Source organism: Bartonella sp. P0282, assembly GCF_048452985.1.
GTDB classification, from domain to species: Bacteria; Pseudomonadota; Alphaproteobacteria; order Rhizobiales; family Rhizobiaceae; genus Bartonella; species Bartonella choladocola.
Genome location: NZ_WTFO01000001.1, coordinates 1,110,519 through 1,136,555, shown reverse-complemented (window position 1 = coordinate 1,136,555; position 26,037 = coordinate 1,110,519). Strand labels below are relative to the sequence as shown.

Annotated in this window: 21 protein-coding genes, 1 tRNA gene and 2 pseudogenes; 9 read left to right on the top strand and 15 right to left on the bottom strand. The window is 46.1% G+C overall.

Annotation, left to right across the window (positions count from 1 at the left end; all coding sequences use genetic code 11):
- Positions 1-29: 29 nt before the first annotated feature.
- The gene (locus GQS64_RS05010; RefSeq protein ID WP_246798489.1) at positions 30-368 is read left to right on the top strand and encodes a hypothetical protein; all 339 of its coding nucleotides are present in this window, start codon (positions 30-32) and stop codon (positions 366-368) included.
- Positions 369-484: 116 nt separating this feature from the next.
- Here GQS64_RS05010 and GQS64_RS05005 read toward each other — a convergent pair whose 3' ends face one another.
- A complete protein-coding gene (locus tag GQS64_RS05005) occupies positions 485-1,081 on the bottom strand; it encodes a superoxide dismutase (protein ID WP_077991495.1) in 597 nt (198 codons plus the stop codon).
- A gap of 393 nt (positions 1,082-1,474) precedes the next feature.
- Between GQS64_RS05005 and GQS64_RS05000 the strand changes: the two genes are divergently transcribed.
- A complete protein-coding gene (locus GQS64_RS05000) occupies positions 1,475-2,185 on the top strand; it encodes a L,D-transpeptidase (protein ID WP_198230803.1) in 711 nt (236 codons plus the stop codon).
- A gap of 321 nt (positions 2,186-2,506) precedes the next feature.
- On the opposite strand, the gene GQS64_RS04995 is transcribed toward GQS64_RS05000, so the two are convergent.
- Positions 2,507-4,027, bottom strand: coding sequence for a helicase HerA-like domain-containing protein (locus GQS64_RS04995; RefSeq protein ID WP_198230802.1), 1,521 nt, complete (start codon positions 4,025-4,027; stop codon positions 2,507-2,509).
- 489 nt (positions 4,028-4,516) lie between these two features.
- On the opposite strand from GQS64_RS04995, the gene GQS64_RS04990 reads away from it, so the two are divergent.
- The 3 genes from GQS64_RS04990 (at position 4,517) to GQS64_RS04980 (ending at position 7,192) form a co-directional block, all read left to right on the top strand.
- Complete coding sequence (locus tag GQS64_RS04990) at positions 4,517-5,830, top strand: methylmalonyl-CoA mutase family protein (RefSeq protein ID WP_077991490.1); 1,314 nt, start codon at positions 4,517-4,519, stop codon at positions 5,828-5,830.
- A gap of 3 nt (positions 5,831-5,833) precedes the next feature.
- On the top strand, positions 5,834-6,862 hold the full coding sequence (locus GQS64_RS04985) for a magnesium transporter CorA family protein (RefSeq protein ID WP_077991488.1): 1,029 nt from the start codon (positions 5,834-5,836) through the stop codon (positions 6,860-6,862).
- Positions 6,863-6,958: 96 nt separating this feature from the next.
- Positions 6,959-7,192, top strand: coding sequence for a hypothetical protein (locus tag GQS64_RS04980; RefSeq protein WP_198230801.1), 234 nt, complete (start codon positions 6,959-6,961; stop codon positions 7,190-7,192).
- 314 nt (positions 7,193-7,506) lie between these two features.
- Here the strand turns inward: GQS64_RS04980 and GQS64_RS04975 are convergent.
- Together GQS64_RS04975 and GQS64_RS04970 are read right to left on the bottom strand one after the other, a co-directional pair.
- Positions 7,507-7,581 (bottom strand) — tRNA-Gln (locus GQS64_RS04975).
- A gap of 408 nt (positions 7,582-7,989) precedes the next feature.
- Positions 7,990-8,496, bottom strand: a complete 507-nt coding sequence (locus tag GQS64_RS04970; RefSeq protein WP_198230800.1) for a DUF2165 family protein — start codon at positions 8,494-8,496, stop codon at positions 7,990-7,992.
- A gap of 437 nt (positions 8,497-8,933) precedes the next feature.
- On the opposite strand from GQS64_RS04970, the gene GQS64_RS04965 reads away from it, so the two are divergent.
- Entirely contained in the window at positions 8,934-9,839 is a 906-nt protein-coding gene (locus tag GQS64_RS04965; protein WP_198230799.1) for an MBL fold metallo-hydrolase, read from the top strand.
- Here GQS64_RS04965 and GQS64_RS04960 read toward each other — a convergent pair.
- Positions 9,824-9,946, bottom strand: a pseudogene (locus tag GQS64_RS04960) (DUF1499 domain-containing protein); the annotation flags it as partial. The gene GQS64_RS04965 and the pseudogene GQS64_RS04960 sit on opposite strands and share 16 nt — an antisense overlap.
- Before the next feature lie 218 nt (positions 9,947-10,164).
- A pseudogene (locus tag GQS64_RS04955) lies at positions 10,165-10,251 on the bottom strand (DUF1499 domain-containing protein); the annotation flags it as partial.
- Between the two features lie 8 nt (positions 10,252-10,259).
- Here GQS64_RS04955 and GQS64_RS04950 point away from each other — a divergent pair.
- A complete protein-coding gene (locus GQS64_RS04950; RefSeq protein ID WP_198230900.1) occupies positions 10,260-10,451 on the top strand; it encodes a hypothetical protein in 192 nt (63 codons plus the stop codon).
- On the opposite strand, the gene GQS64_RS04945 is transcribed toward GQS64_RS04950, so the two are convergent.
- The 8 genes from GQS64_RS04945 to GQS64_RS04910 form a co-directional block, all read right to left on the bottom strand.
- Complete coding sequence (locus GQS64_RS04945; protein ID WP_198230798.1) at positions 10,436-11,221, bottom strand: DUF1499 domain-containing protein; 786 nt, start codon at positions 11,219-11,221, stop codon at positions 10,436-10,438. The genes GQS64_RS04950 and GQS64_RS04945 overlap by 16 nt on opposite strands.
- Positions 11,218-12,087, bottom strand: coding sequence for a polysaccharide deacetylase family protein (locus GQS64_RS04940; protein ID WP_198230797.1), 870 nt, complete (start codon positions 12,085-12,087; stop codon positions 11,218-11,220). The genes GQS64_RS04945 and GQS64_RS04940 overlap by 4 nt, the downstream gene beginning before the upstream one ends.
- Positions 12,088-12,110: 23 nt before the next feature.
- The gene (ppdK, locus tag GQS64_RS04935; RefSeq protein WP_198230796.1) at positions 12,111-14,777 is read right to left on the bottom strand and encodes a pyruvate, phosphate dikinase; all 2,667 of its coding nucleotides are present in this window, start codon (positions 14,775-14,777) and stop codon (positions 12,111-12,113) included.
- Between the two features lie 239 nt (positions 14,778-15,016).
- Positions 15,017-18,475, bottom strand: coding sequence for a chromosome segregation protein SMC (smc, locus tag GQS64_RS04930; protein WP_198230795.1), 3,459 nt, complete (start codon positions 18,473-18,475; stop codon positions 15,017-15,019).
- 77 nt (positions 18,476-18,552) lie between these two features.
- Complete coding sequence (locus tag GQS64_RS04925) at positions 18,553-19,287, bottom strand: DsbA family protein (RefSeq protein ID WP_198230794.1); 735 nt, start codon at positions 19,285-19,287, stop codon at positions 18,553-18,555.
- Between the two features lie 99 nt (positions 19,288-19,386).
- On the bottom strand, positions 19,387-19,908 hold the full coding sequence (locus GQS64_RS04920) for a DUF721 domain-containing protein (protein WP_198230793.1): 522 nt from the start codon (positions 19,906-19,908) through the stop codon (positions 19,387-19,389).
- Entirely contained in the window at positions 19,908-20,882 is a 975-nt protein-coding gene (locus tag GQS64_RS04915) for an SDR family NAD(P)-dependent oxidoreductase (protein WP_198230792.1), read from the bottom strand. The genes GQS64_RS04920 and GQS64_RS04915 overlap by 1 nt, the downstream gene beginning before the upstream one ends.
- A gap of 156 nt (positions 20,883-21,038) precedes the next feature.
- A complete protein-coding gene (locus GQS64_RS04910) occupies positions 21,039-21,332 on the bottom strand; it encodes a hypothetical protein (protein ID WP_198230791.1) in 294 nt (97 codons plus the stop codon).
- A 603-nt stretch (positions 21,333-21,935) separates the two neighbouring features.
- Here GQS64_RS04910 and GQS64_RS04905 point away from each other — a divergent pair.
- Together GQS64_RS04905 and mutY are read left to right on the top strand one after the other, a co-directional pair.
- A complete protein-coding gene (locus GQS64_RS04905) occupies positions 21,936-23,255 on the top strand; it encodes an MFS family transporter (protein WP_198230790.1) in 1,320 nt (439 codons plus the stop codon).
- A gap of 112 nt (positions 23,256-23,367) precedes the next feature.
- Complete coding sequence (mutY, locus tag GQS64_RS04900) at positions 23,368-24,459, top strand: A/G-specific adenine glycosylase (protein WP_198230789.1); 1,092 nt, start codon at positions 23,368-23,370, stop codon at positions 24,457-24,459.
- A 69-nt stretch (positions 24,460-24,528) separates the two neighbouring features.
- Here mutY and GQS64_RS04895 read toward each other — a convergent pair whose 3' ends face one another.
- Positions 24,529-25,662, bottom strand: a complete 1,134-nt coding sequence (locus GQS64_RS04895) for a site-specific DNA-methyltransferase (protein ID WP_198230788.1) — start codon at positions 25,660-25,662, stop codon at positions 24,529-24,531.
- Between the last annotated feature and the right edge of the window lie 375 nt (positions 25,663-26,037).

Below are 26,037 nucleotides of genomic sequence, written 5' to 3'. Positions count from 1 at the left end.
ATCAAAAGGCTGAGGGAGGCCTGTTCTCTATGAAATATGGACTTTTATTTTTTGCTACAATCGGCCTTGGCTTTCTGACAATGTCACAAAGCGTCTATGCACGTGGTCGAGACCCCGCAAAAGTAGCAAATATGACCAGTGAATATGCCGGAAAGCGCTGTTCGACACCTCAGAAGGGAAGTGGAATAGTTGCCGGTTTTTTCCGCGGATGGGAACAAACACCGTTCCAGAACCGCGGTTCCGGTCTTATGCCGGTCGAGCGGTATCATTGTTTCAAAACGATGAACGAATGCAAATCCTGGCTAAAAACGATGAATTATCTTTATAATGACAAATCCATCGATGCGAGCATGTGCACCAAATTTTAAAGAGTGATTGCGGTCTCGCGAAACAACCGGTAAAAAGTCGGAAGTACCGGAAAACCGGCAGATATAAAAAAACCGCCATTGGAAAAATGGCGGCTTTTTCAATTACAAAAACAAAATCAGGCTTTTTCAAAAAGCTCCAGCACGTAATCCCAATTAATCAGATGATCGACAAATGCCTCAAGATATTTCGGACGGGCATTGCGATAATCAATGTAATAGGAGTGTTCCCAAACGTCGACACCAAGAATCGGCGTTGCTCCATGAACCAGCGGGTTTTCACCATTCGGTGTTTTCGAGATTTCCAACTTTCCGTTTTTCACAGCAAGCCAAGCCCATCCCGAACCGAATTGAGCCGCTCCGGCGGCAAGAAAGTCTTCACGGAATTTATCATATCCGCCCAGATCACTATCAATTGCCTTGAGAAGTTTGCCCGGCAATTTTTTACCACCGCCGTCTTTTTTCATCCATTTCCAGAAATGGGTGTGATTGAAGTGTTGTGCGGCGTTGTTGAACAACCCCTGATTTTTGCCAAAGCTTGCTTTGACAATTTCTTCAAGGCTTTTGCCTTCAAGCCCGGAATCCTTCAGCAATTTGTTGCCGTTGGTGACATAGGCCTGATGGTGCTTGTCATGGTGGTATTCAAGTGTCTCGCGTGACATATAAGGCTGAAGTGCATCATAAGCATAGGGTAGTTCAGGCAATTCAAAAGCCATTTTCAATACTCCTTAAAAATATAGTCTCTGCCGGAATAGGTGCGATTATTTATTTGGTGCGCTCCTTGGGTAAAAGCAAGGGAAATTGCCCTTTTCACAAGAGTTTGACCGGTCGGGCTGAAATGTCTCCTCTTTCCATCAGATGGGATACAAGTCTCACAGTAACCTATTGTCGTCTTGAAGGGCAGCCCATAAATAGCGCGCAACAGCCTTTTCGGTTTTTAAGGCTTTTCGGTTTTTTAAGGCTTTTCGGTTTTTTAAGCCTTTTCAGCTTTTTAAGCCTTTCGAGATTGTCGCTCGAACATCTCTGCCGGAATTGAAAACAGCCGGATTTGTTTGTTTTTAACTTTTTTCCGTCAAATATGGAAAAAGAAAAACAAATTGGATTGATGAATGACTTCCCTTGTCTCGCGGCGCTTTTTCTTACAGACACTGACGATGGGTGCAGCAACAACAGGCCTTTCTGCCTGCATGCCTGCGGGATTGAAAGATATTGCATTGGCACCTGTAAAGACGCCACCTGCATCTGTTAATACACCCGTAAATAACGCGTTAGCTCCTTTTGCGTCGATGTATGGAGAAATGAGAGATGGCGATTTTGTTCTCCCAGCAATTCCCTATCAACATATTGATCCGCAATTTTTGCGACAGATCGTTGACGATCCGACCGGCGAACAACCCGGAACAATCGTTGTCGACACCAAAAGGCGTTATCTTTACCTTGTCCGTCTCAACGGCAAAGCAATCCGTTACGGTGTGAGCGTCGGAAAAGAAGGTTTTGCATGGTCGGGGCGTGGCATTATCGAATATAAACGCAAATGGCCAACATGGACACCGCCTGCCGATATGATCGCCCGTCAACCGCAGCTTGCAAAATATAGTGCTGCAAATGGCGGTATGAAACCGGGATTGAAAAATCCGCTTGGCGCACGTGCCCTTTACATTTTTCAGGATGGTAAAGACACCCTCTACCGCCTTCACGGTTCACCCGATTGGTCATCTATCGGCAAGCGCGCTTCATCCGGTTGTGTCAGGCTCATCAATCAGGATATTATAGATCTTTACGAACGCGTTCCGGAAAAAGCTCCGGTTCTTGTCGTGTAATTTATGATGCGAGACTGAAAGACCAGCACTCATATCTTTAGATAAGATTTATTGGATGACGTATTTAAAGTTAAGTCCTTCTGAAGCCCCAAGATCATCCGGAATAGAAAATCATAACGCCATAAAGTTTCACTTTTCCGGGTAAAATTTCTTAAAAGCTTGCCGTAAACTTCCTGTCAGCCAAGGTTCTTTATATAGCCTCTGCCGACAATGCCTATAGAAGACAGGAAAGCTCAATCAGGTCGAACTTGAAGAGCCGGAAACGCTCACATCGAGAAACATAGCGAAGGCCGATTTTCCCCTCTGCCCTTGCATTGCCATTTATTTGCGTCTGCCGCCCAGAAGATTTCCCAAGACACCGCGCAAATAATTTTCACCGGCTTTTGCAAGTGACCGGCCGATAGAGTTGGCGGCGGTACGGGTAATGGATTTCACTGCGGTTTCTGCGACCGATTGCCCGCGACCATTCTTTTTATCCTCGCCGAAAATTGTATCCCAGAAGCTTCCGCCCTGTTCCTGATTATTGTTGGATTGCTTTTCTTCTGTATTTTTTTGCAACATTTCATAGGCGGATTGGCGATCGACTGTCTCGTCATATTTACCGCTCACCGGACTTGTTTTCATCAAACTTTGCCGCTCTTGCACCGTAATCGGTCCGATTTGCGATGACGGCGGGCGAATGGTGGTTCTTTGGACAATAGAAGGAACACCTTTATCTTCCAGAGTTGATACCAGCGCTTCACCTGTTCCAAGATCCGAGATCGCTTTCATCGTGTCAAAATCGGGATTGGCACGGAAAGTCGAAGCTGCGGCTTTTACCGCAGCCGTCTCGCGAGGCGTATACACCCGCAATGCGTGCTGGATACGGTTGCCAAGCTGCGCCAGAATCGATTCGGGCACATCCAGAGGATTTTGTGAAATGAAGTAGATGCCTACTCCCTTCGAGCGGATCAAGCGGACAACCTGTTCAATGCGTTCGATCAAAGCTTTTGGTGCATTATCGAACAGCAAATGGGCTTCGTCAAAGAAGAATACGAGGCGGGGCTTATCGGGATCACCGACTTCAGGCAATTGTTCAAAAAGTTCTGACATAAGCCACAAAAGGAATGTCGAATAAAGGCGCGGATTGGACATAAGCTTGTCAGCGGCAAGAACGCTGACAACCCCTCGCCCGTCATTCGTAACACGCATAATGTCTTCGAGTTTCAGCGAAGGTTCGCCAAAGAAATGTTCGCCCCCCTGCTCCTCGAAAACCAATAATTGACGTTGTATAGATCCCACGGAAGATTTCGAGATATTGCCGTAACGGGTCGAAAGCTCGGCCGCCTTTTCTCCGACGTGATTGAGCATTGCTTGCATATCCTTGAGATCAAGCAGTAACAAGCCTTCATCATCGGCTGCGCGGAATGCAATATTGAGCACACCTTCCTGTGCTTGCGTCAAATCCATCAAACGGGAAAGCAGCAATGGTCCCATTTCCGAAACAGTTGCCCTTATCGGATGCCCGTCAACACCGAAAAGATCCCAGAAAATAACCGGTGCAGCCTTCATCTCGATTGACGAAAGTCCGACACCTTCTGCACGTACGTGCACCTTATCATTCAAAATGCCGGCTTTGGCTATGCCGGAAAGGTCACCTTTGACATCGGCACAAAAAACGGGAACGCCGGCTGCGGAAAAAGATTCGGCAATGACTTGAAGCGTTACTGTTTTTCCGGTTCCCGTAGCCCCTGTTATCAATCCGTGGCGGTTTGCATATTTTAGCCAGATATATTCCGGTTTGAGGCTATTATCCCGTTTTTGGCGACTGGCACCAAGAAAAATTCCGCTCTTGTCGATCATACCCAATTATCCTTCGGCCTGATTTTCCAATCAGCATAAATGTACCAGAATCAGACAAATTCAATAAGCCTTTTATGTGGCTTCAATGAATTTGTTTTTTGACGGCCTTTTTTGTCGGCAGATTTTTCCTGAAACAAATATCTCTATTGGTCTCTATTTTTACATAAAATGACAATTTATAATATTTTATAATATTCATATTTATATATTTGCTATTATTATAATTATTTATACATCCAAATATATATGATAATATCTATCATTATATAAATCTGTAAATTCTGTTTTACACTTGTTATATTTCTGAATGGCAATACAGAATGGTCGCTTCCACCAAAAATCATTTTATGTGTCTGGATGGAATTTTATTAAATGAATTCTAAATGAAATTGCGGTAGGTTGGTCTTGCGCCATTCAGGGCTTTGTGATTTTTTTAGAGTACCTCTTAAAGATGGTGTAAAAACGATTTAGTAGGATTTTGATTTGCTCATGAGCTCGAAACAATCCCTTCCATCCGACAATTTACAATCGCGTCAAGCAGGCTGGTCCGTCATGCAACGTGCTGATGACCCCGATATTGAACGTGCCCGCTTCCAACTCAAGGAAGACATAGCCAATGGTGCTACCGGTATTGCTCTTATTTTTGAAGGTGCCAACAGCGCCTATGGATTCGGGCTACCGGCCAAGGCCGAAACAATACCGACACTTTTTGATGGTGTCAGTCTGGATGGTCTTCATATTCGTCTGGATAACCATCCGCATGGTCGTGTCATTGCTGACAGTTTTATTGATTATCTTCAACACAGACGCATTAACCCGACGCGCACAAAACTGACATTCAGCACCGACCCCACTGCTGTTCTGGCCACAACCGGCAAACTCAAAATGTCAATCGAGGCATTGAAAGCATCACTGCCGCAATCAATGTCGGTATTTTTCTCTTCCGGCATTCCCGGAGTTGTGCTTGAAGCCGACGGCCGCCCCTACCATAATGCGGGTGCAACACCTGCACAGGAAATCGGTGCTATGATGTCGGTTGCGCTCGCCCATTTAAAGATGGTTGAAGAAGCGCGTCACCATATTATTTACGCTCTGCCGCATATCGGTTTTGCTACTGCACTCGATCAGGATCCGGTTATGGGACTTGCAAAAATGCGGGCAATCAGGTTGCTGTGGCGGCGTCTTCAGGGAGAACGTGGCGTTTCATCGCCTTTCCCTGCCATTATCCATGTTGAAACATCCATGCGGATGATGACCAGACAGGATGCGCTAAGTAACATTTCGCGTTCCTCTATTGCCGCCTATGCTGCAATTCTTGGCGGTGCATCGTCTTTATCCGTATTGCCATATAGTTTTGTGTTCGGCTTACCGGACGAAAATGCCCGCCGTATTGCCCGCAACAGCCAACTTGTTTTTGTCGATGAACTGGCGAACCCTCTCGCGAAACATGCCAATCGTCGCGATAATGATGCGGATGCCCTTGCAGAAGCAGCCTGGGTCGAGTTTACCCGGCTTGAAGACGAGGGTGGCGTCATGCAAAGTCTGATAGACGGCAACCTCGCCAAACGCATTGAAGAAGCGCGTGATCTGCGACTTGCAAGCTATCATAAAAACGAACGTGCGATCATTGGTACATCCGAATACCGGAAAAGTGACGAGGCTCCTTTCGGCATTGTCGATACCAAAGCTGTTCATTTTTCAGCAGAAGGCATTTCCCATTGCCATCCCTTGGTATCTGGGCGTTGGGATCAAGACTTTCTGGAAGTTCAAAAAATTGCTCCGGTGGAAATTACGAAGGATTAATATATGATCCGCAGCTTTCGTTCGTCGACTGACCGACTTGTCGAAGTTCCTCTGAAAGAAGATGGAACACCTGAAAACGATGTGTTGTGGATCGATCTTTCCGATCCGACTGCGGGAGAAGAAAAAGAGCTGGAAAAATGGCTTGGGATTCCCATTCCAACCCATGATGATATGACAGAAATCGAAGAATCCAGCCGCTTTTATATGGAAAACGGGGCGCAATATATGACTGCGCCCTTAATCTATACAGTTGACGGGGACAAGCGTGACATTGCGCCGGTGACTTTCATTCTGACCGGATCGCGATTGGTAACTGTTCGCTATAGTCATCCGCAAGCTGTCGAACTTTTCATTTTACGCGTCACCAAAGCCGGTAACGGGGTTATTACGCAACAATGTACCGGTCTAACGATTTTGACTGCTGTTATGGAAGCGGCAACAGACCGGCTTGCCGATCTCCTCGAAGCCGTCTCTGCACGCATAGAAAAGGCTTCGCGCAACATCTTCCATCGTGATGAAGGTGCGATGCCGATGTCGACTGTCGATTTTCGTAAAATTCTTAACCAGATCGGCAATCAGGGAACGTTGCTTTCAATGGTTAGAGAAAGCATCGCCGGTGTCAGCCGTCTTCTCGTTTATGTGGAAGCCTATGGAAAAACTGTTACGCCAAAATATATTGAAGCCGACGGCAAAACTGTCACGCCTAAAAAAGACATGAAGACGACGGTAAAATCACTTGAACAGGACACCCAGTCACTTGAGCATTACGCCGATTTCTTGTCAGCAAAAATGACATTTCTTCTTGATACAGTCGTCGGGATGATTTCGACAGAACAAAATGCCATTATCAAATTTTTCTCGGTTGCAGCCGTGGGCTTCATGCCGCCAACGCTTGTTGCATCAATCTATGGAATGAATTTCCAATTCATGCCGGAACTCAATGAAAAATGGGGCTATCCTTTTGCGCTTTTTCTGATGATTATTTCGGCTGTTATCCCGATACTTTATTTCAGAAAGAAAGGCTGGCTTTAGCCTGCTCAATTACTTTCCCCATCTGGAAATTTGTTGTTCTATCTATTATATTAACTCTATTGAAGGCAATGAACCTCAATCAAAGGAGTGATTTCAATGTCTATTGAGACCGCAATGCGTATTTCGGTAACTGGCATGAACAGACAGGTTGATTCACTTGATAAAACAGCTCTGAATGTTGCCAGAGGTACGACGGTTGAGCGCCAAACTTACGATCCGGGTGATGATATGATTGATCTGGATATGGGCGAGCACAATTTCAAAGCCAATTTTCGTGTTTTTCAGGTTGCTGATGAAACAATGGCTCAAATTATCAAGTTGAAACGCTAAAAAAATCAGGCGCTCTCGTGCTGCTGAAATAAATTATATTTTTCTGGTTTTCGGTGCGTTATTTTAAATAACGGGAAAAGCTTAAAGCCGGAAATAAAAGCGCTTTTCTTATAAAATAAAAAGTCGCGTTCATTCCGGTTCCGCTCCGGTTCATATAATCCGGCGCAGCTTGTTTGACGGATTGTGGCTTGTTAGACGGATTGTGGCTTGTTTGACGAATTATTGTGTGTTTACCGGTGGGGAGCTTCAGTCACTTGACCGCAACAGCTTTTTACTGAAGCGAAATCAATCATAAATATTTATCGAGGGAAAAGTGGCTGGGGTACCTGGATTCGAACCAGGGAATGCCGGTACCAAAAACCGGTGCCTTACCGCTTGGCTATACCCCAAAAACTATGCATGGCATACTTCCTGCGCGCCTTATAACGAGTTCAGTAAAAATGTGCAATATGTTCATGCGCCAGCTACAATTTTTTTTTGAGAATCGGGGTTTTTCGTCCCGACAGTATTAAAACAGCTTCTCTATAACGCCGTTTGAACCTCATCATCGGCTAATCAAGAAAGTTTTTTCAGAAAACAGAACGGCATCGGCAAATCCGGATATTCACCGAATGGCGTGAAACGGATAATGCGGATGTTCCTGCTATTGTGTTTTGTCTCCTATCTGGCAACTATTTGCCAGATAGAATGAAATCTCCCTTACGTCAGCGGTGCGAATACAGAGATTTTAATGCTCCGGTTCAACTTATGTAGTTTTGACGTTGTAATAAAACCGAAGACGACCGGTCAGCCCTGTCTCAATTGTCTGCTGTTATTTTCTCGTCCGGTATGACAACATAGATCAGCACCAATATAATGGTAATGAAAAACCGGAAGGCGTCGGGCACTCCATTCCACTCCTTGGACATCCACATTCCGAACCATTCCCCGCCCACAGACATAAACGCAACATGCCAAACCAGAAACCCCAGTGTCAGACCGGCTATTGCGCAACGTTTTGACAATTGGAACGTGTTTTTGGGGGCTTTTATAGCAAGCAACATGCACACACTACCAATCCAACACAAGATAGCCGTTAACGTCTCGAATGTAACAATGAGCCAATAACCGATATTCTGGATGGTTATATTTTCGATCGAACGCCACTTTGTCGGCGCATCAGCAAAGACACTATCCATTAAAAACACATGATGGACATAGGCAAAATTAATTGACGAATAAAAAATGTTTTCAACGGCTACCAATGTTGCGAACAACGCTATTGCGGCGACAAACGCCGATTTTGACAGACGAACAATAAGCATGATCTCCCACACTCCTTCAAACCTGGAACATCAAAGTCTTTCAAGTCCGGAAATAGCCTCTAACGCAACCAATCTGAAGAAAAAACATGTACAATTGGTAATTTTAAAGATAATTTTTTCGTGATCGAATATATTTCATGCTCAATTATTAGTTAAAAATAACAATTAATAGTTGAAAAACATAATTAAAAATATCAATAAAATATATATTGTAACAAATATTTTATTATACTTTTTAAATGTAATTTACATTGTTCTTAGGAATTATATCCGATTTTTAAATTTTTCAAAATTTCTTCCTGAAAATGATAAATTGGAAAATTTCTGTCACCGGAATCGCACCATACAAGTCATAACAATGTTATTTACTTTTAATCGCCAAATTGAAATGATTGCAGTTAATGGACTATATCTGGCGTAATTGACGAGGAGAGCTGATGTCCGTAGGTTTTAACAACGATTTCGACCCTGAATATGGTCACGTGGTTGTTCTTGATAACCACGTCAGGCGAATTACCGCACATAACCCCTCTCCTTTCACATTCACCGGCACCAACAGTTACATCATCGGTACCGATGACCTCGCTATTATAGATCCCGGCCCTGATGATGATGAACAGCTTGAAATGTTGCTCGGTGTAATCGAAGGGCATAGGCTGGGTTATATTTTCATCACCCATAGCCATAGCGATCATTCGGGGCTCGCAAAACGGTTAAGTCGGCTGACAGGCGCAAAAATCGTTGCCGAGGGGAGCCACAGACCGGCCACGGCTAATATTTCAGATATATCAATGACTCTTGATTCGGGTGGCGATAGTGATTTCGCGCCCGATATTACTCTTGGAGATGGTGAAACCATTGAAGGAGATGGCTGGAAGCTCAGCTCTATCACCACGCCTGGACATATGGCTAATCATACGGCCTATAGCCTCGATAAGACGGGCGTGCTTTTTACCGGCGATCATGTCATGGCCTGGGCAACAACTGTCGTTGCTCCGCCGGATGGTTCTATGCAGGATTATATGAAATCGCTTGATAAACTCCTGAAACGGGATGACAAGATTTATCTTCCCGGCCACGGCGGCCCAGTGCTTAAACCGCAAGCTTATGTCCGTGCCATCATTGCACACAGGAAAATGCGCGAGAGGGCTATTCTTGAACGGTTAAGCGAGGGAGACCGGACAATAAGCGAGATCGTCAAGGCAATTTACCGTTCGCTTGACCAACGTCTTTACAAAGCTGCTTCGCTTTCGGTTCTTGCGCATCTCGAATCACTGGTGGCAAGCGGTGTTGTCAAAGTCGAGGAACCACTCTCTCTTTCGGCTTGTTATTCATTATCCTGATCGGTTGGTGTCGAAAGCATTTCGGTATCGAGAGCATCCATGAAAGTCAGAATAAATGCTGCATCGACTCCGAGATCGCGATGTAAATAACGTGATGGCGAACGCATAAAGGGCTATTCTTGAACGGTTAAGCGAGGGAGACCGGACAATAAGCGAGATCGTCAAGGCAATTTACCGTTCGCTTGACTAACGTCTTTACAAAGCTGCTTCACTTTCGGTTCTTGCGCATCTCGAATCACTGGTGGCAAGCGGTGTTGTCAAAGTCGAGGAACCACTCTCTCTCGGCTTGTTATTCATTATCCTGATCGGTTGGTGTCGAAAGCATTTAGGTATCGAGAGCATCCATGAAAGTCAGAATAAATGCTGCATCGACTCTGAGATCGCGATGTAAATAACGTGATGCCGAACGCATAAAGGGCTATCCTTGAACGGTTAAGCGAGGGAGACCGGACAATAAGCGAGATCGTCAAGGCAATTTACCGTTCGCTTGACCAACGTCTTTACAAAGTTGCTTCACTTTCGGTTCTTGCGCATCTCGAATCACTGGTGGCAAGCGGTGTTGTCAAAGTCGAGGAACCACTTTCTCTCTCGGCTTATTATTCATTATCCTGATCGGTTGGTGTCGAAAGCATTTCGGTATCGAGAGCATCCATGAACGTCAGAATAAATGCTGCATCGACTCCGAGATCGCGATGTAAATAACGTGATGCCGAACGCATATCGACAAATGTTGTATCCCCTTCGTCAGTCAGACGAATGACAATGTCAGATATAAAACCCAGATAAAAAGTTTTAGCTTCTGTTTCGATAAATAGCTGTTCATCTTCACCATCGACACCCCTTTGTGCCTTGATAGGCCAACCTTGGGCATCAAGAACATTGCGCACCGATTTGAGAATACGGTCGGGCGACCCGTCGTAACGGCGTCCTGAAAGCTCCGGCCATTCTTCCAATTGCAGTGCGGCCTGCGCGGTTAATTCGGAAGCAACAGGCAAAGCATCAGCTGGTCTGGTACCTGTAATGAAATGTGGCGGAGTATCGGTATCGGTTGAAATGTCGTTCAGTGGCGGCAACACACACCACATTACAAGGAATGTTGAAATCGGAGTCAAAGTTATCAATGAATAGACGATGCCCTTTAAGGCTTTTAGCCCGCCACGATCACCGTTTTCCCAAAGATCGTAAAGGCCTTTCAGAGCCAGAACAAATGCTATCAGTGCCAACGCACCGGCAACAGCCGAAAACCCGATAAAAACATTTGTCCGAATAAGCGAAAATCGGTGGAGGAGGCACAAAATGACAAGTGCCAATAGGCTGACGCCACCAAAACGCGGCGACCACAAAGCGGCATAGGATGTCAAACGAACATATTTTTTTCTCATTGTCCGTCAATTTTCCCTGATAATGTGCTCGCCCCGTCTAGCCTATTAGTTTTCTGTAATAGATTTTTTTCTTGCAACACAGCTCTTTTATCGACTGCTTTGATCCCTTGCAATGCATTACAATCGCTCACACTTGTCTGTCTTTCCACCGGCTTTACCGCATCCGACAATTTTACAAAACTGAAGCCCTTTTTCTCTAGTTCCAGAATACCGTCTGCAACACCCTGACCGGATGCACGTTTGGGCTGGTTCATATGGGCAATAATTACATCACCATTCTTAGCAGATGAAATTCGCCGGGCAACCGTTTTTGCTGGCAGAGATGCCCCCATATCGGCATTAAGAGAAAAACCGCCTATCTCGTAGCCCATGGCATGAACGAGTTTGATCGCATCATCAGAATAACGTGCTGCCGCATCACGATACCACTTTGATTGGGGAAAACCTGCATTTGCCAGACCTTCCTCTCCACCTCTGACTTCTTCACACACTGCTTCGAGGCTGCCTGCTGTTTTGAGACCATAAATATCCGGCTGGTTATCAATAGCGGGCACATGATTTTTCCCGTGATTTGCAACTTCAAACAGATCAGGATGAGCCTTGATGACATCGACAGCCGGTTTGTTTCTTCGCAACCACCGCGTTGTAACAAACAGAGTTGCTTTAATCTGGCGGGAAACCAGTATGTCGAAGATACGGTGGTCTATATCGCCCATACAAAGGTCAAGCGTCAAAGCCACTTGCGGGCTTGACGCTGCACCTTTTTCTATATGCAATGTCGGTTCGACCGTACCGGCCACACTTATGGCCGGTACATTCAGAGCTATTATACCGGCAAACACCCACCGGCGGATATATCGCAACATTTATTACCTATGCTTGGCACTACCTATTTCTGGTGTCTGATCGCTGCTTGAGCTGCTGCAAGTCTGGCTATCGGCACACGGAACGGCGAACAGGACACATAGTTCAACCCGTTTTCCTCGCATAAATCAATAGACATCGGATCGCCACCATGTTCGCCACAAATACCAAGTTTAATATCGGGACGCTGGCTGCGGCCGCGTGTTGCGCCTATTTTTACAAGCTCGCCAACTCCATCGCGATCAATGGATACAAACGGATCCTGCTCCAGCAAGCCTTTTTTAACATAGGTCGAAAGAAACGGACCGGCGTCATCACGTGAAATACCGAACGTTGTTTGCGTAAGATCATTGGTGCCGAAAGAGAAAAACTCTGCAGATTTTGCAATTTCGGCGGCACAAATTGCAGCTCTCGGCAATTCGATCATCGTTCCGACGAGATAGTCGATTGTAACGCCGTGCTCTTTCATGACAGCCTTTGCTGTTTCATCAATACGCTCTTTGACGTAGTCAAGCTCGGTTTTGAGTGCTACCAGAGGCACCATAATTTCCGGTATCACCGTTTCCTTGGTCTTTTTAGCGGCTTCAATCGCAGCCTCGATAATTGCACGCGTCTGCATTTCAGCGATTTCAGGATAGGTAATTGCCAAGCGACAACCCCTTAATCCCAGCATCGGGTTGAATTCGTGAAGTTCTGCTGCTCTTTCTTTGATAAGTTCGGCCGGAATTGACATTGCTTTGGCAACTTCGGCAACTTCGGCATCCGTTTTCGGCAAAAATTCATGAAGCGGCGGATCCAGCAAACGTATTGTTACCGGTAGACCATGCATGATTTCAAACAATTCGATAAAATCGGAACGCTGCATGGGCAGAAGTTTTGCCAAGGCCTTGCGACGACCCTGTTCATCATTGGCCAAAATCATTTCGCGCATCGAAATGATGCGATCACCGGCAAAAAACATATGCTCGGTTCGGCAAAGACCAATTCCTTCGGCACCGAAAGAGCGCCCCATACGTGCGTCCGCAGGTGTCTCGGCATTCGCACAAACATGCATACGGCGTTTTTCATCGGCCCATGACATGAGTTTTGCAAAATCGCCCGACATTTTCGGTTGCAACATGGCGACTTTGCCTTTGTAAATCTCGCCATTTCCACCATCAATTGTGATGATGTCACCTTTATGGAAAGTCTCGCCACCGGCTTTCAATGTGCCGCTACGATAATCGATATGGATACTGCCGGCACCCGAAACACACGGTTTTCCCATACCACGAGCCACAACAGCGGCGTGGCTCGTCATGCCACCGCGCGTTGTCAACACTCCTTCTGCAACATGCATACCATTAATGTCTTCCGGACTTGTTTCCACACGCACCAGAATAACTTTATGCCCCTCTTTGGTTGCATTTTCCGCTTCTTCCGACGAAAAAACAATTTCGCCGGTTGCAGCCCCCGGAGAAGCAGGAAGCCCTGTGCCCAAAACCACTTTTTTAGCTTTGGGGTCGAGTGTCGGATGGAGAAGCTGATCGAGCGATTTCGGATCAATCCGTGAAATGGCTTCGGTGCGATCAATGAGCCCCTCGTCAACCATATCGACAGCCATTTTGAGTGCCGCCCGCGCCGTACGCTTGCCAATGCGGGTTTGCAGCATCCACAATTTACCTTTTTCAATGGTAAATTCCATATCCTGCATATCGCGATAATGTTTTTCCAACTTGTGGGCAATGTCGTTAAACGCAGCAAAAGCTTGCGGCAAAGTCTTTTCCAGCGAAGGTTTGTCGGAACCGGCAGCAATACGTGCAGCTTCGGTGATGTTTTGCGGCGTTCTGATACCGGCAACAACATCTTCCCCTTGCGCATTGACAAGAAATTCACCGAAAAGCGCGTTTTCGCCTGTTGAAGGGTTACGGGTGAAAGCAACACCGGTTGCCGAATCATCACCCATATTGCCAAACACCATGGCCTGAACATTAACCGCAGTACCCCAGCTTTCCGGTATATCGTGAAGTTCGCGATAGGTTACGGCGCGCGGTGTCATCCAGCTTTGGAAAACTGCCCCGATTGCGCCCCAAAGCTGTTTTTCAGGGTCTTGGGGAAATGGCGTTCCGATTTCTTTTTCGACACATTCTTTATAAGAGGCAATCACATCCTGCCAATCCTTGGCGGTCATTTCGGTATCGACCTCATAACCATGGCGCGCCTTGGCATCGTCTATAATTTCTTCAAACAATGCGCCATCGATTCCCAGCACAACATTTGAATACATCTGGATGAAACGGCGATAGCTGTCATAGGCGAAACGTTCGTCACCGGTTTCTCTTGCTATTGCTTTGACAGTTTCATCATTAAGACCGAGGTTCAAAACCGTGTCCATCATACCGGGCATGGAAGCGCGCGCTCCAGAACGAACCGATACCAGCAAAGGCTTGTCCTTGTCACCGAACCGGCGTCCGGTCAGCTTACCGACTTCTGCAAGACATTTTTGAACAGTTTCATCGAGTTTGTCGGGGTAAGTTTTATTATTGTTATAAAAATAGGTACAGACTTCTGTGGTGATTGTAAAACCCGGAGGAACCGGCAATCCGAGATTGCTCATTTCCGCGAGATTTGCACCTTTACCACCCAAGAGATTGCGTTCAGATGCCGCCCCGTCAGCCTTTCCATTACCAAAGCTGTAAACCCATTTTGTCATTTTAAATAAACATCCTCCGATTGACTGTAATAGCTGCCCGTTAAAAAATAGACTTTACCTATTTTGTGAAAAGACGAATTAAGAGACCAACTACCAGTGTCAGCTTAAATGACATTTGCCCTTACGCCAACATCAATTTTCTTTACAGAACAAACAAATCGATTAAATAGAAAAGTCAAACCGATTGAATAACAAAAGTTTTACACTTGCAAGCAAAGATCGGAACGCATTTCTTTTCATTAGCCAACGTCACGCATTTTTTCTGCGGTCTGGAGATCGACCGATACAAGTTGTGATACGCCCTGTTCACCCATTGTGACACCGAACAAGCGATTCATGCGCGCCATTGTTATCGGGTTGTGCGTTATAACGATAAAGCGCGTTTCGGTCGATTTTGCCATTTCCTCCATGAGATTGCAGTAACGTTCGACATTGTGGTCATCAAGGGGGGCGTCAACCTCGTCCAAAACGCAAATAGGCGAAGGACTCGTTAAAAAAACCGCAAATATCAATGCCATTGCTGTCAATGCTTGCTCGCCGCCTGATAAGAGTGTCATGGTTTGCGGTTTTTTACCCGGTGGCCGTGCCAGAATTTCGACACCCGCATCCAAAGGATCATCCGATTCGATCAGTTGAAGTTCCGCGGTCCCGCCGCCAAAAAGATGATGATAAAGTCTCTGGAAGTGGTCGTTTACCTTGGTGAAGGCAGCAAGCAGCCTTTCCCGCCCTTCGCGGTTCAGATTGACAATTGCAACACGCAACTTTTTGATTGCCTCTACCACGTCGTCGCGCTCACCGGTGATCGAATCAAATCGCGTGCGAAGCTCTTTTTCTTCTTCATCGGCACGTAAATTCACCGCTCCAAGACGTTCGCGCTCGATGCGCAATCGTTCAAGTGTGTGTTCGAGTGTATTGATGTCGGGCATTTCATCGGCAACCGAAAGCCCCGCGAGAGCCAATGTTTCGTGTGCTGCGCAGTTCAGAGTTTCGTTTATCCGTGCTTCTATCTCTTTTCGACGATCGACAGCAGCATTCAGCCTTTCTTCGGCTCTGGCACGTTCTTCGCGACTTGACGAAAGTGCGGCAAAAGCCTGCGACGTCTGTTTATCAAGCGTAGCCTCTATTGCTTCTGCTTGTGACAGGCGATCCATTACCGCATGGCCTTCCGCTTCTTTCTTTGCAATGGCATCAAGCAGATTTTGCCGTCTTTCCTCCAGCCCCTCAGGTGTTTGCGCCAATTGTTCGGCTTCGATCATTGCTTCTTCACGACGTGCTTTTAACGCATCTATCTGGTTTTTCGCGTTTTCTATACGTCTAACCCAATTTTTCCTCTCCGAGCCGATCGCTTCAAGTCTACGCACCCGCGCGCTGGCGTTTTGCTTCCAGCTTTGTAATGCAGCCAATGCTTCCGAGACGGCTCTTCGTTCGGACGATATTTTTGCCGAAAATGAAGCGATTTTCGCCTCCATAACCGTCATATCGGGCAATTTTTTCTGCTCGATCAAAGCCGTTTCGAGTTTTTGTGAAATCTCTACCTTTTCACTTTCCAGATTGCCTATATTCTCTTCAAGAGAAGACAGGCGCAAACGGTGTTCGGACACTTCGCGTTCAACATTGCTATAGAATTGTTGTGCGGCATCGCGATTGTCACGGCTCACGCGCAACTTCGCCCTTACCTCGCGTTCATAAAGGGCTGAATCTTCCACCTGCTTTGTTAGCTGTTGCAATTTCGTTTCGGCAATCTTCAAGGCTTGCTTTGCTTCCTCGACAAGCTCCGACAAAATCTGGAGACGATTTTTTTGTGCCAGACGTTGAGCACTTGCAGATGGTGCATCTGCACGCGTCTTTAACCCATCCCAACGCCAGATTGCGCCGCTCCGGCTCACCAGTTTTTGCCCCACTTGCAACCCGGTTTGCAAGCGCTCGCCTTCCTCCTCCTCGACAACTCCGATTTGCGCAAGTGCCGGTTTCAATTGTTCGGGCGCTTTCACAAAATCTGCCAACGGTTTCACCCCGTCAGGAAGCGCGGGACTTATCGCTATTCCGGTGCGGCCACTCCAAAAAATTGGTGCACCTTCTTTCAACGACCCTTCAAGATCATCCCCCAAAGCTGCACCGAGAGCAACTTCAAAGCCTTCTTTAACAGTGATTTCATCGACAACCGGCGGAAATTCTCCGCTGTTCGAGGAATTTAAAAGCTGTTCGAGGGTGCGCGATTCAGTTGTAAGACCATTTAACCTGTCACGACAATCAGCCACCAGAGGACGCTCTCTATTTTCTGCCTCACGTGCGTTTTCAGTGGCCAATTCGCATTCTTGCAACAATGCTTCATTCTGGGCGAGTTGTGCCTCGGCTTCCGCGAGTTTTTCTTCAGCTTCGGCAATTCTGTCGGAAGAGTTCAGCTCCTCTTCCAAAGCCTTTATCTGGTTTTTTATATCAATAACCGTCTCATCAAGACGTTTGCCCCGATTTATAAAATCAGCAATCTGATCGGCTATTCGTAATTCTTCGGCCTTGGCCTCGGCTTGTAATTTTGTAAGTTCGCCCGCTTGCGCTTCGCTTTCGCTTAAATTGCTTTGCAGCTCTTCATAATGAAGGGTAAGCTCCATTTCGGTTTCTTGCTGGTTTTCCGCTTCAAGCCGTAATGTCTCTTCCTCTTCGTTCAACCGTTCAAAACTTTGCTGGTTGTCATTGGCAAGTTGTTCTTCACGAACGATGTCGGCGTCAAGTTGTTCAAGCCTGCGCAACAATTCCGATTGCCGCTGACGATTTCTGTCTTTCTCCTCGTCAAGCTGTTTCAACTCGATGCTCAATCTCTGGTAAGCGGCAGAGGCTTTTGCTGCTTCCTCCCTCAGCGGAGGGAGTTTGTTTCTACTTTCTTCCTGTGCTTTTTCGGCACGCATATGCGCCTGCGCTTTTTCCGCAACAAGTTTTGTTGCACCATTCAGAGCGCTTATCGCTTCGGCTTCCTGGGATTTGTTTTCTGACCAGCGCAAATAGAACAGACCGGCTTCCGCCTGTCTTATGTCGGCGGATAGAGTTTTGAAGCGGTTTGCTTGTCGTGATTGGCGTTTCAAACTTTCAATCCGCGATGAAAGATCGCCTACTACGTCTTCAAGCCTGTCGAGATTGCCTTCTGCCGCACGAAGCCGCAATTCCGCTTCATGGCGGCGGCTATGAAGGCCTGAAATACCGGCTGCTTCTTCCAGCAATGCACGGCGTGCTTGGGGCTTTGCCTGTATCAGCTCGCCAATGCGCCCCTGCCCGACCATGGAAGGCGAACGTGCCCCTGTCGACTGATCGGCAAATAATAATTGAACATCTTTTGCCCGTACTTCTTTGCCATTAATACGATAGGCCGAACCGGCATCCCGTTCAATACGGCGGGAAACCTGCAACTCATCGGTATCATTAAAAGCCGTTGGCGCGCTGCGGTCGGAATTATCAAGAAACAGTGTAACTTCGGCAAAATTTCGCGCCGGCCGCGTCGCCGAGCCGGAAAAAATAACATCATCCATGCCGGAAGCGCGCATATTTTTATAGGAGTTTTCCCCCATAACCCAGCGCAGAGATTCAACAAGATTCGATTTCCCGCATCCATTAGGGCCGACAACACCCGTAAGCCCGCGTTCTATTACGAACTCCTGAGCTTCGACAAAAGATTTAAAACCTACCAGCCGCAGCTTGGTAAACTGCATGAACCTACCTTCGGGGTTACAAAAAAGGATGCAGTCAAAAGTAACTGCATCCTGTCACTTATTCCATAATCATCATATTAAAGGAAACTATCAATCACAGAAGACATGTCATCCACAGACAACGCGCCTTCATATTTCTTGCCATTGATAAAAAATGTCGGTGTCGACGTGACGCCGAACTCTTTACCACGTTCAAACGAACTCTTGACTTCGTCAAGCACCGATTGATTCTTCAAGCAGGCTTCAAAAGCATTGTCATCAAGACCGGCCATTGCAGCTATTTTTTTCAATGGAGGCAATGCGTCGGAAGCAGCCGCCCATTCCATCTGCTTTTCAAAAAGCACCTGAATCATCGGGAAATACCGGTCTTCCGGCGCACAACGAGCAAGCATGTAACCGGCTTGTGCCCTCGGATCATACGCAAATTCGCGGAATACCAGACGCGCTTTACCGGTTTTGATATATTTTTCACGGATGGATGGCAGCGTCTCATTATAGAAAGCAGCACAGTGGCCACAAGTAACAGAAGCATATTCGACGATGGTTACCGGAGCATCTGCTTTGCCCTCGACCATTTCCTTGCCTTTACCGGGTTCAAGCAATTTGGCCATATCAACAGTACCCGACGATTTGACTTCGGTTGTTTTGGCAACACTTGCTTTATTGTCGGCAGATTTAGCTTCGTCGGTTTTCGCTTCAGCAGGTTTATTTTCTGCCGCATAAGAAGGTAAAACAGTAAAACAGGTTGTTGCAAATAACCCTAGAGCGGCGGCAAAAAACCGTAAATGCCGACTGTTTTTTGTATTAAGCATAACAGTACCTTTTCTTTTTATTATGTTCAAACTTGAAACTCGCTAAATTCAAGGCAAGCTTTGTTATTTTATACGGCATTCATCAAGAATTGTCTTGGATTAATTATTAAAATTTTTGTCATGACCGGTATGTTTCTCTGCAAATATAGATAGACCAAGATCGGTTAAAGAGTTCCGGAGCCCGATATTATCAATTTGCATTGTCACTTCGTCAATAAACTTGCGATCATTTTCGTCTACCGGAGGGCGCTCGAAACGGACAACTTCCTCTTTCTCGATAACGCATTGTTCTATTTTTATCCGGTTCACTGCAATAAACCCGAAAAAGGCATTGATACGTTGCAGAATTTCGGTTGTTTCATGAGTCAAAATCATGGCAGCATAAGCCTCGCAACCAACGACAAGTGTTGCCGGTTTGAAGGGATCATCAATACTCGAACGCCTTGGCCACAGGATTTTTAAGGGAATCGTACTTCCTGCAATTTCTTCTCCGATAAGCAGCGGCCAATTTTGCATAAGCTCCATACTAAGACCGGTTTTTTTACGCAAAAGTGGATCAAGCAAACCGGCTGTTGTTTCAGCAAGCGAAGAAAAATGACTTTTTTTCGGTTTCCAGCCCATTATTTGCCTTGATAACGTTTAAACCAGTTTACAAACTTCACGATACCTTCGTTAATCGACATTGTCGGATGGTATTCCAGATCTCTCTCGGCTCTGGAAATATCGGCATAGGTTTTTTCGACATCGGCAGGCGGCATAGGGCAGAGTTCCGTCAACGCCTTTTTGCCTGTCGCCTGTTCAATCGCTTCGACGAACTCCATCAAAGGAACCGGCTTGTTATTGCCGAGATTATAAATGTCGGCCACTTTTTCCGGCTCTTTCATTATTTTTTTTGTCACGGTTACGACGCCATCAACAATATCATCAATATAAGTAAAATCGCGTTGCATTTTTCCGTAATTGAATAGTTTTATAGGACGCTCCTCCAAAATAGCATCCGTAAACAGCCATGGAGCCATATCAGGCCTGCCCCACGGGCCATAGACTGTAAAAAACCTCAAACCCGTTGTTTTGAGTTTATGAACATGGTGATATGAACGGGCAAGCAGTTCTCCTGCCCGCTTGGTGGCAGCATAAACCGAAACCGGATCATCGACCCTGTCATCTTCCGAAAATGGCACTTTCCTATTTCCGCCGTAAACAGATGAAGAACTTGCATAAACAACCGGCGGACAGGAACTATATTTCAATGCCTGTTCAAAAACCCTGACCTCGCCTTCCACATTGGCACTGACATAAGCGGAAGGATTTTCGATAGAATAACGAACACCTGCCTGTGCAGCGAGATGAACAATAACATCAACGTTTTTTTCACTTCCTATCGCGAGTTCAAGTTGTTCTTTATCGGAAATGTCTGCTTTGACAAAACGGAATGCCGAATTATCGCCTATATTCTCCAACCGTGCTTTTTTAAGTTCGACAGAATAATAATGATTGAGGTTATCAACGCCGACAACCTCGAACCCCTGTCGCAGCAATTCTCTCGTCGTTGCAAATCCGATAAAACCGGCAGCACCTGTGACAATTGCTTTCATTTCGACACCTTATCTTTCAGTTTCAGCGGGTTGCGTAAAAGCCCGTGGATGATACGGCAAATATCATCCGGCAACCGGAAAAACACAGTACCGGTTCAGGACCATTTCGGCAAACATATATTCGCCTGACATATATTATGACAAGTTTTCTTTGCCCTAACGATTGTTGAACCGTTCAGATTGTAAAATTGTATAATTGTCCGGAAAAACATTATACCGGCTCCATCCACGTTGAGGTGCAAAAGTATCGGGAAAAAGCATCGGGTTCCGTTTATCATGCAGCTTCTTTGCGACCTCGCCGGTTACCTGATAACCAACCGGACTCCATAACGCTCTGACAGGAAATCGGCCAAAGGAAACACTATCCGTTATATCCGTCGTTTTACGGGAAAATCCGGCGAAGGTGACAAAAATAGCAACCTGCTTCATAGAATCGAATTTTCTTTCCATGTTGCTGGCAGAACCGTTTGATATTCATCAGAGACGAAATCCGAAAGTCGATTTTATTACCGTGAGCCGCGCTCACAAGATGATAATCCTGTCCAACTCCATCAGCCGATCGGGAAACTTTCCGGAAGAGGTCATTCGAGCAATCAGGACTGATTATATAAACGGGGATTTTTAACCTATCCTCGATGTTCCGATTGCGTAAGGGGAGTAAAAATGAAGTTATGACATTTTGCGGGTTTGTCAAAAAAATCAATTCAGAATTATCCATTTGAACCGATAATTTAAACGCCTTTAATGACTTTGTCGTGTCTTCATCGCATTTCCCGCACCAAACAGCATTAACAGCAATTTTACCTGCCAATCTCTATTTCCGCCTTTTTGCCTCGCGATGTCTATAATTGCGAATTTTAAAAAAATCGAAAGCCGGATGACTTACTTTGGAGAAACATTTCGGGAAACATCACTTCAAAACATCATTTTAAGGGGAAAAATCACTTTTAATTGTGTATCTTTAAAGGTTTTTATTTCTGTTTTCAGTCAACTTGCGTCAATAAAACGAATAACAATAGCCCTGATAATAGCTGTACCTTATGGGAGATATTAATGACTGACACGAAAGAGACGGCTTCCACGGTTGATCCTCATGACACGCGCAAGCGAATTTTTGCAATTGTAGCAAGTGCGTCGGGCAACCTCGTCGAATGGTATGATTTCTATATATATGCTTTTGCATCCATTTATTTTGCCAACCAGTTTTATCCGTCAGGCAATGATCAGGTTGCAGCACTTCTAAAAACTGCCGGCATATTTTTCATCGGATTTTTGATGCGTCCGATCGGCGGCTATATTTTCGGCCGTATAGGCGATCGTTATGGCCGTAAATTATCCATGATGATCTCGGTGGTGATGATGTGTTTAGGCTCGCTTATCATCGCTTTTCTACCAACCTATGCCACATGGGGGAATGCGGCAGGCATTATTTTGTTGCTCGTCCGCATGATGCAGGGATTGTCAGTCGGTGGAGAATACGGGACAACCGCTACATATATGAGTGAAGTTGCTTTAAAAGGTCGGCGCGGGTTTTTTAGTTCCTTCCAATATGTGACACTTGTCGGCGGACAACTTCTTGCCGTTCTGGTTGTCGTTATTCTGGAAATGTTCCTTAATGACCAGCAGATAAGGGCGTGGGGCTGGCGCGTTCCTTTCGTTATTGGCGCTTTGACAGCAGTCATCGCCTTTTATTTGCGCCGTTCACTCCACGAGACTTCCACCGAAAAATCACGCACCAGCGTTGAAGCCGGAAGCCTCATCAGCCTGTTGAAAAACCATACCCGTTCTTTCCTGCTCGTTGTAGGCTTCACATCCGGCGGTTCACTGACATTTTATACCTACACCACCTATATGCAGAAATATCTTGTTACGACGACCGGTTTTTCGGCTAAAGATGCCAATACGATGATGCTTGCTGCATTATTTATTTTCATGGTTTTACAGCCTTTGTTCGGCATGTTGGCAGATCGTATCGGTACGCGCACTTCGTTGTTGATGTGGTCGGCTCTTTCAATCATCCTGACCATTCCTGCCCTATCATTCATCGGATCCACGCATAGCGAACTCGCAGCCTTCTTCGTGATGGTTGTCATGCTTGCGGTATCCTGCCTTTACACCTCCATTGGCGGCATCGTTAAAGCGGAAATGTTTCCGGCTTCAGTCAGGGCGTTGGGGGTCGGTTTTTCCTATGCTGTCGCCAATGCACTTTTCGGCGGTTCGGCTGAATATGTTGCGCTATGGTTCAAGAACGAGGGTGTCGGCAATTATTTCTACTGGTATGTTACAATCATGATGGTGATTGCTTTTGTCTGCGCTTATAAAATGAATGATGCAAGAAAAGGCGGCTACCTTCAGGGTCATCACATCGATTGAAAAACGGTTATCGGCAGTCGATCTTGAACAGATTGATAAAAAGAAAGGCAAGCCTGCTAAAGGCTTGCCTTTTCCTTTTGATTTTTTTGACAAATTATGATTGGAGAAATCCATGAGTGATTTTTCCGGAAAGCTGCTTTTATGGTATGACCGTTACCATCGTGTATTGCCATGGCGCGTTGCGCCGGCCGACTTGTTGAACGGCAAAAAAAATGATCCCTATCGGGTCTGGCTGTCGGAAGTCATGTTGCAACAAACAACTGTCGAGGCTGTCAAACCCTTCTTTGAAAAATTCGTTACAACATGGCCAACGGTCTTTTCTCTTGCAAAAGCCGAATTGGACGATGTCCTTAAAGCCTGGGCAGGTCTTGGCTATTATTCACGGGCAAGAAATCTCAAACGCTGTGCCGAACAGATAGTGGCCGATTATAATGGAATTTTTCCAAATTCGTTAGAAAGCCTGAAAAGCCTTCCCGGCATTGGCGATTATACAGCCGCTGCCATTCTTTCTATTGCTTATAACGAGCCGGTAGCTGTGGTCGACGGAAATGTGGAGCGCGTCATTGCCCGTATATTTTCAATTGATGAACCATTGCCGCGGGCAAAAATGACAATCAGGGCGAGAACGCAAGAATTAACGCCTGAAAAGCGTTGCGGTGATTTTGCCCAAAGCATGATGGATCTAGGCGCTTCAATTTGCACACCACGCACACCGAAATGCATCATATGTCCGGTTGAAAGCCTGTGCGAGGGAAAGCGCAGCGGTAACCCTGAAGCCTATCCGGTCAAACCGCCCAAACCTCAGCGCCCGCAACGCCATGGCGTTGCCTTTGTGGCATTAAACAAAGATGATGAAATCTATCTGGAAAAACGGCATAGTTCAGGACTCCTCGGCGGAATGACGCAAGTCCCCAACCATTTCAGTGAACGGAATCATTATTCGGTTAATGACGCTCCATTTCAAGCCGATTGGGTCTTGAAAGGAAAAGCGCAGCACGTCTTTACCCATTTTTCACTCGTTCTTGATGTCTATTTGGCCAAAAATGTCGAAAAAACCGCTGCGGGCAATGGTTGGTGGTGCTCTGTGAATGAATTGGCCAATGAAGCTCTTCCCACTGTTATGAAAAAAGCAATCTCGGTTGCTATTCCGGAGAGTTTTAAAATCAAAGGTACAAATTCGGGAAAATTAAAAAGAAAAAATTAAAAGGCGGCGCAATGGATGCGCACGCCTTTTCTTGACCGGAGACTGGAGGATTACCCGATCGTTAAAACATTAAACGCCGCTTTTTGCCATTTGTTCCCTTATGACAACGCGTAATTCGTCAATCAGAACCAGACGACCTTCTTTTTCAACGTACCAAAACGTCCAACCGTTACAGCTTGCACTGTTTTGAACCTTTCGCCCCATCATGTGAATTGAACCGGCTTCCCCGTCAACAACGATGGTTCCATCCGCGCGAACAATTGCAGCATGTTCGCGTTTTTTGTCGTAAAGCACGCTACCCGGCTTCAGTAATCCCGCTTCGAGAAGGCTAACAAAAGCGACACGGGGTTCTGCTCTTTTTCCGGTTAAAATTGCAAGTTCAGGTTTTGCTAGAGGCTCGACCGCAAGGATTCTTTCCATTGCGGCGTCAATATAGGATTGTTCGCGTTCGATACCGACGAAATCGCGCCCCAATCGCTTGGCTACCGCACCCGTTGTGCCGGAGCCGAAGAATGGATCCAGTATAACATCGCCGGGTTTCGTTGATGCCATGATAACACGGGCAAGTAATGCCTCCGGCTTCTGGGTTGGATGAACTTTATGACCGTTTTCGTCTTTCAGACGTTCTGCCCCTGTGCAGATCGGAAACAACCAGTCGGAACGCATCTGGACATCGTCATTGGCGGCTTTCATTGCCTCGTAATTGAAAGTATATTTTTTAGCGTTCTGGTCGCGCGATGCCCAAATCAGTGTTTCATGGGCGTTCTGGAAGCGCCGCCCTTTAAAATTGGGCATCGGATTGGTCTTGCGCCAGATAATGTCGTTCAGCATCCAGAAGCCCAGATCCTGCAATGCTGTACCGACCCGAAAAATATTGTGATAGGAACCGATAACCCAGATTGTCCCGTTCGGCTTCAAAACCCTGCGGCAGGCAAGAAGCCACGCACGTGTGAATGCATCATAAGCGGCGAAACTTTCAAATTGGTCCCAATCATTGTCAACAGCATCGACCAGAGATTGGTCAGGGCGATGGAGAGCGTTTGCAAGTTGAAGATTATAGGGGGGATCGGCAAAAATAACGTCAACCGATTGACTTGGCAGCTTATTGAGCGCTGCAACGCAATCACCCTTTAAAATCTGGTTACGCCATGCTTCTTCCGGCGAAGCCTGAACGAGATCTTTTACAAGACGGACAACTGTCATAGGATACTCGACCACACATACTCAAAACACATAAACTCCGTGACAAATCGAATCACGGTTTCAACAAGCCTAAATTGACGAAATAGGGTAAATATCGCGTTAAAGAGCACCGGTTTCTAAAAACCGGTGTCATCATCTTCAATGTTTGACCTTTATCTCCGATGCTTGGCCATTATCTCCGATATTTGACCATTATCTTCGATATTCGACGATCATCTCCAATGTTTCAATTGTCTATCATCGACAGTGTTTGAATATAGCGAGCTGAAGTTGTGAACGGGAAGACCGGTATTTTTATGATTGTGAATGTTACTGCCCGTTATCGCCAACGCCCCGATTGAAGAATTTTGTGAAATTAAAGGAACACACAATCGG

Bases quoted from the DNA above. Each gene is read 5' to 3' on its own strand.
- GQS64_RS04985 (WP_077991488.1), top strand. From the start codon at position 5,834: ATGATCCGCAGCTTTCGTTCGTCGACTGACCGACTTGTCGAAGTTCCT.
- GQS64_RS04910 (WP_198230791.1), bottom strand. From the start codon at position 21,332: ATGGAAAGAAAATTCGATTCTATGAAGCAGGTTGCTATTTTTGTCACC.
- GQS64_RS04945 (WP_198230798.1), bottom strand. From the start codon at position 11,221: ATGAGAAAAAAATATGTTCGTTTGACATCCTATGCCGCTTTGTGGTCG.
- GQS64_RS04920 (WP_198230793.1), bottom strand. From the start codon at position 19,908: ATGGGCTGGAAACCGAAAAAAAGTCATTTTTCTTCGCTTGCTGAAACA.
- GQS64_RS04895 (WP_198230788.1), bottom strand. From the start codon at position 25,662: ATGACAGTTGTCCGTCTTGTAAAAGATCTCGTTCAGGCTTCGCCGGAA.
- GQS64_RS04915 (WP_198230792.1), bottom strand. From the start codon at position 20,882: ATGAAAGCAATTGTCACAGGTGCTGCCGGTTTTATCGGATTTGCAACG.
- GQS64_RS04990 (WP_077991490.1), top strand. From the start codon at position 4,517: ATGAGCTCGAAACAATCCCTTCCATCCGACAATTTACAATCGCGTCAA.
- GQS64_RS04980 (WP_198230801.1), top strand. From the start codon at position 6,959: ATGTCTATTGAGACCGCAATGCGTATTTCGGTAACTGGCATGAACAGA.
- GQS64_RS04970 (WP_198230800.1), bottom strand. From the start codon at position 8,496: ATGCTTATTGTTCGTCTGTCAAAATCGGCGTTTGTCGCCGCAATAGCG.
- GQS64_RS04965 (WP_198230799.1), top strand. From the start codon at position 8,934: ATGTCCGTAGGTTTTAACAACGATTTCGACCCTGAATATGGTCACGTG.
- smc (WP_198230795.1), bottom strand. From the start codon at position 18,475: ATGCAGTTTACCAAGCTGCGGCTGGTAGGTTTTAAATCTTTTGTCGAA.
- GQS64_RS04905 (WP_198230790.1), top strand. From the start codon at position 21,936: ATGACTGACACGAAAGAGACGGCTTCCACGGTTGATCCTCATGACACG.
- GQS64_RS05010 (WP_246798489.1), top strand. From the start codon at position 30: ATGAAATATGGACTTTTATTTTTTGCTACAATCGGCCTTGGCTTTCTG.
- GQS64_RS04940 (WP_198230797.1), bottom strand. From the start codon at position 12,087: ATGTTGCGATATATCCGCCGGTGGGTGTTTGCCGGTATAATAGCTCTG.
- GQS64_RS05005 (WP_077991495.1), bottom strand. From the start codon at position 1,081: ATGGCTTTTGAATTGCCTGAACTACCCTATGCTTATGATGCACTTCAG.
- ppdK (WP_198230796.1), bottom strand. From the start codon at position 14,777: ATGACAAAATGGGTTTACAGCTTTGGTAATGGAAAGGCTGACGGGGCG.
- GQS64_RS05000 (WP_198230803.1), top strand. From the start codon at position 1,475: ATGACTTCCCTTGTCTCGCGGCGCTTTTTCTTACAGACACTGACGATG.
- GQS64_RS04925 (WP_198230794.1), bottom strand. From the start codon at position 19,287: ATGCTTAATACAAAAAACAGTCGGCATTTACGGTTTTTTGCCGCCGCT.
- GQS64_RS04995 (WP_198230802.1), bottom strand. From the start codon at position 4,027: ATGATCGACAAGAGCGGAATTTTTCTTGGTGCCAGTCGCCAAAAACGG.
- mutY (WP_198230789.1), top strand. From the start codon at position 23,368: ATGAGTGATTTTTCCGGAAAGCTGCTTTTATGGTATGACCGTTACCAT.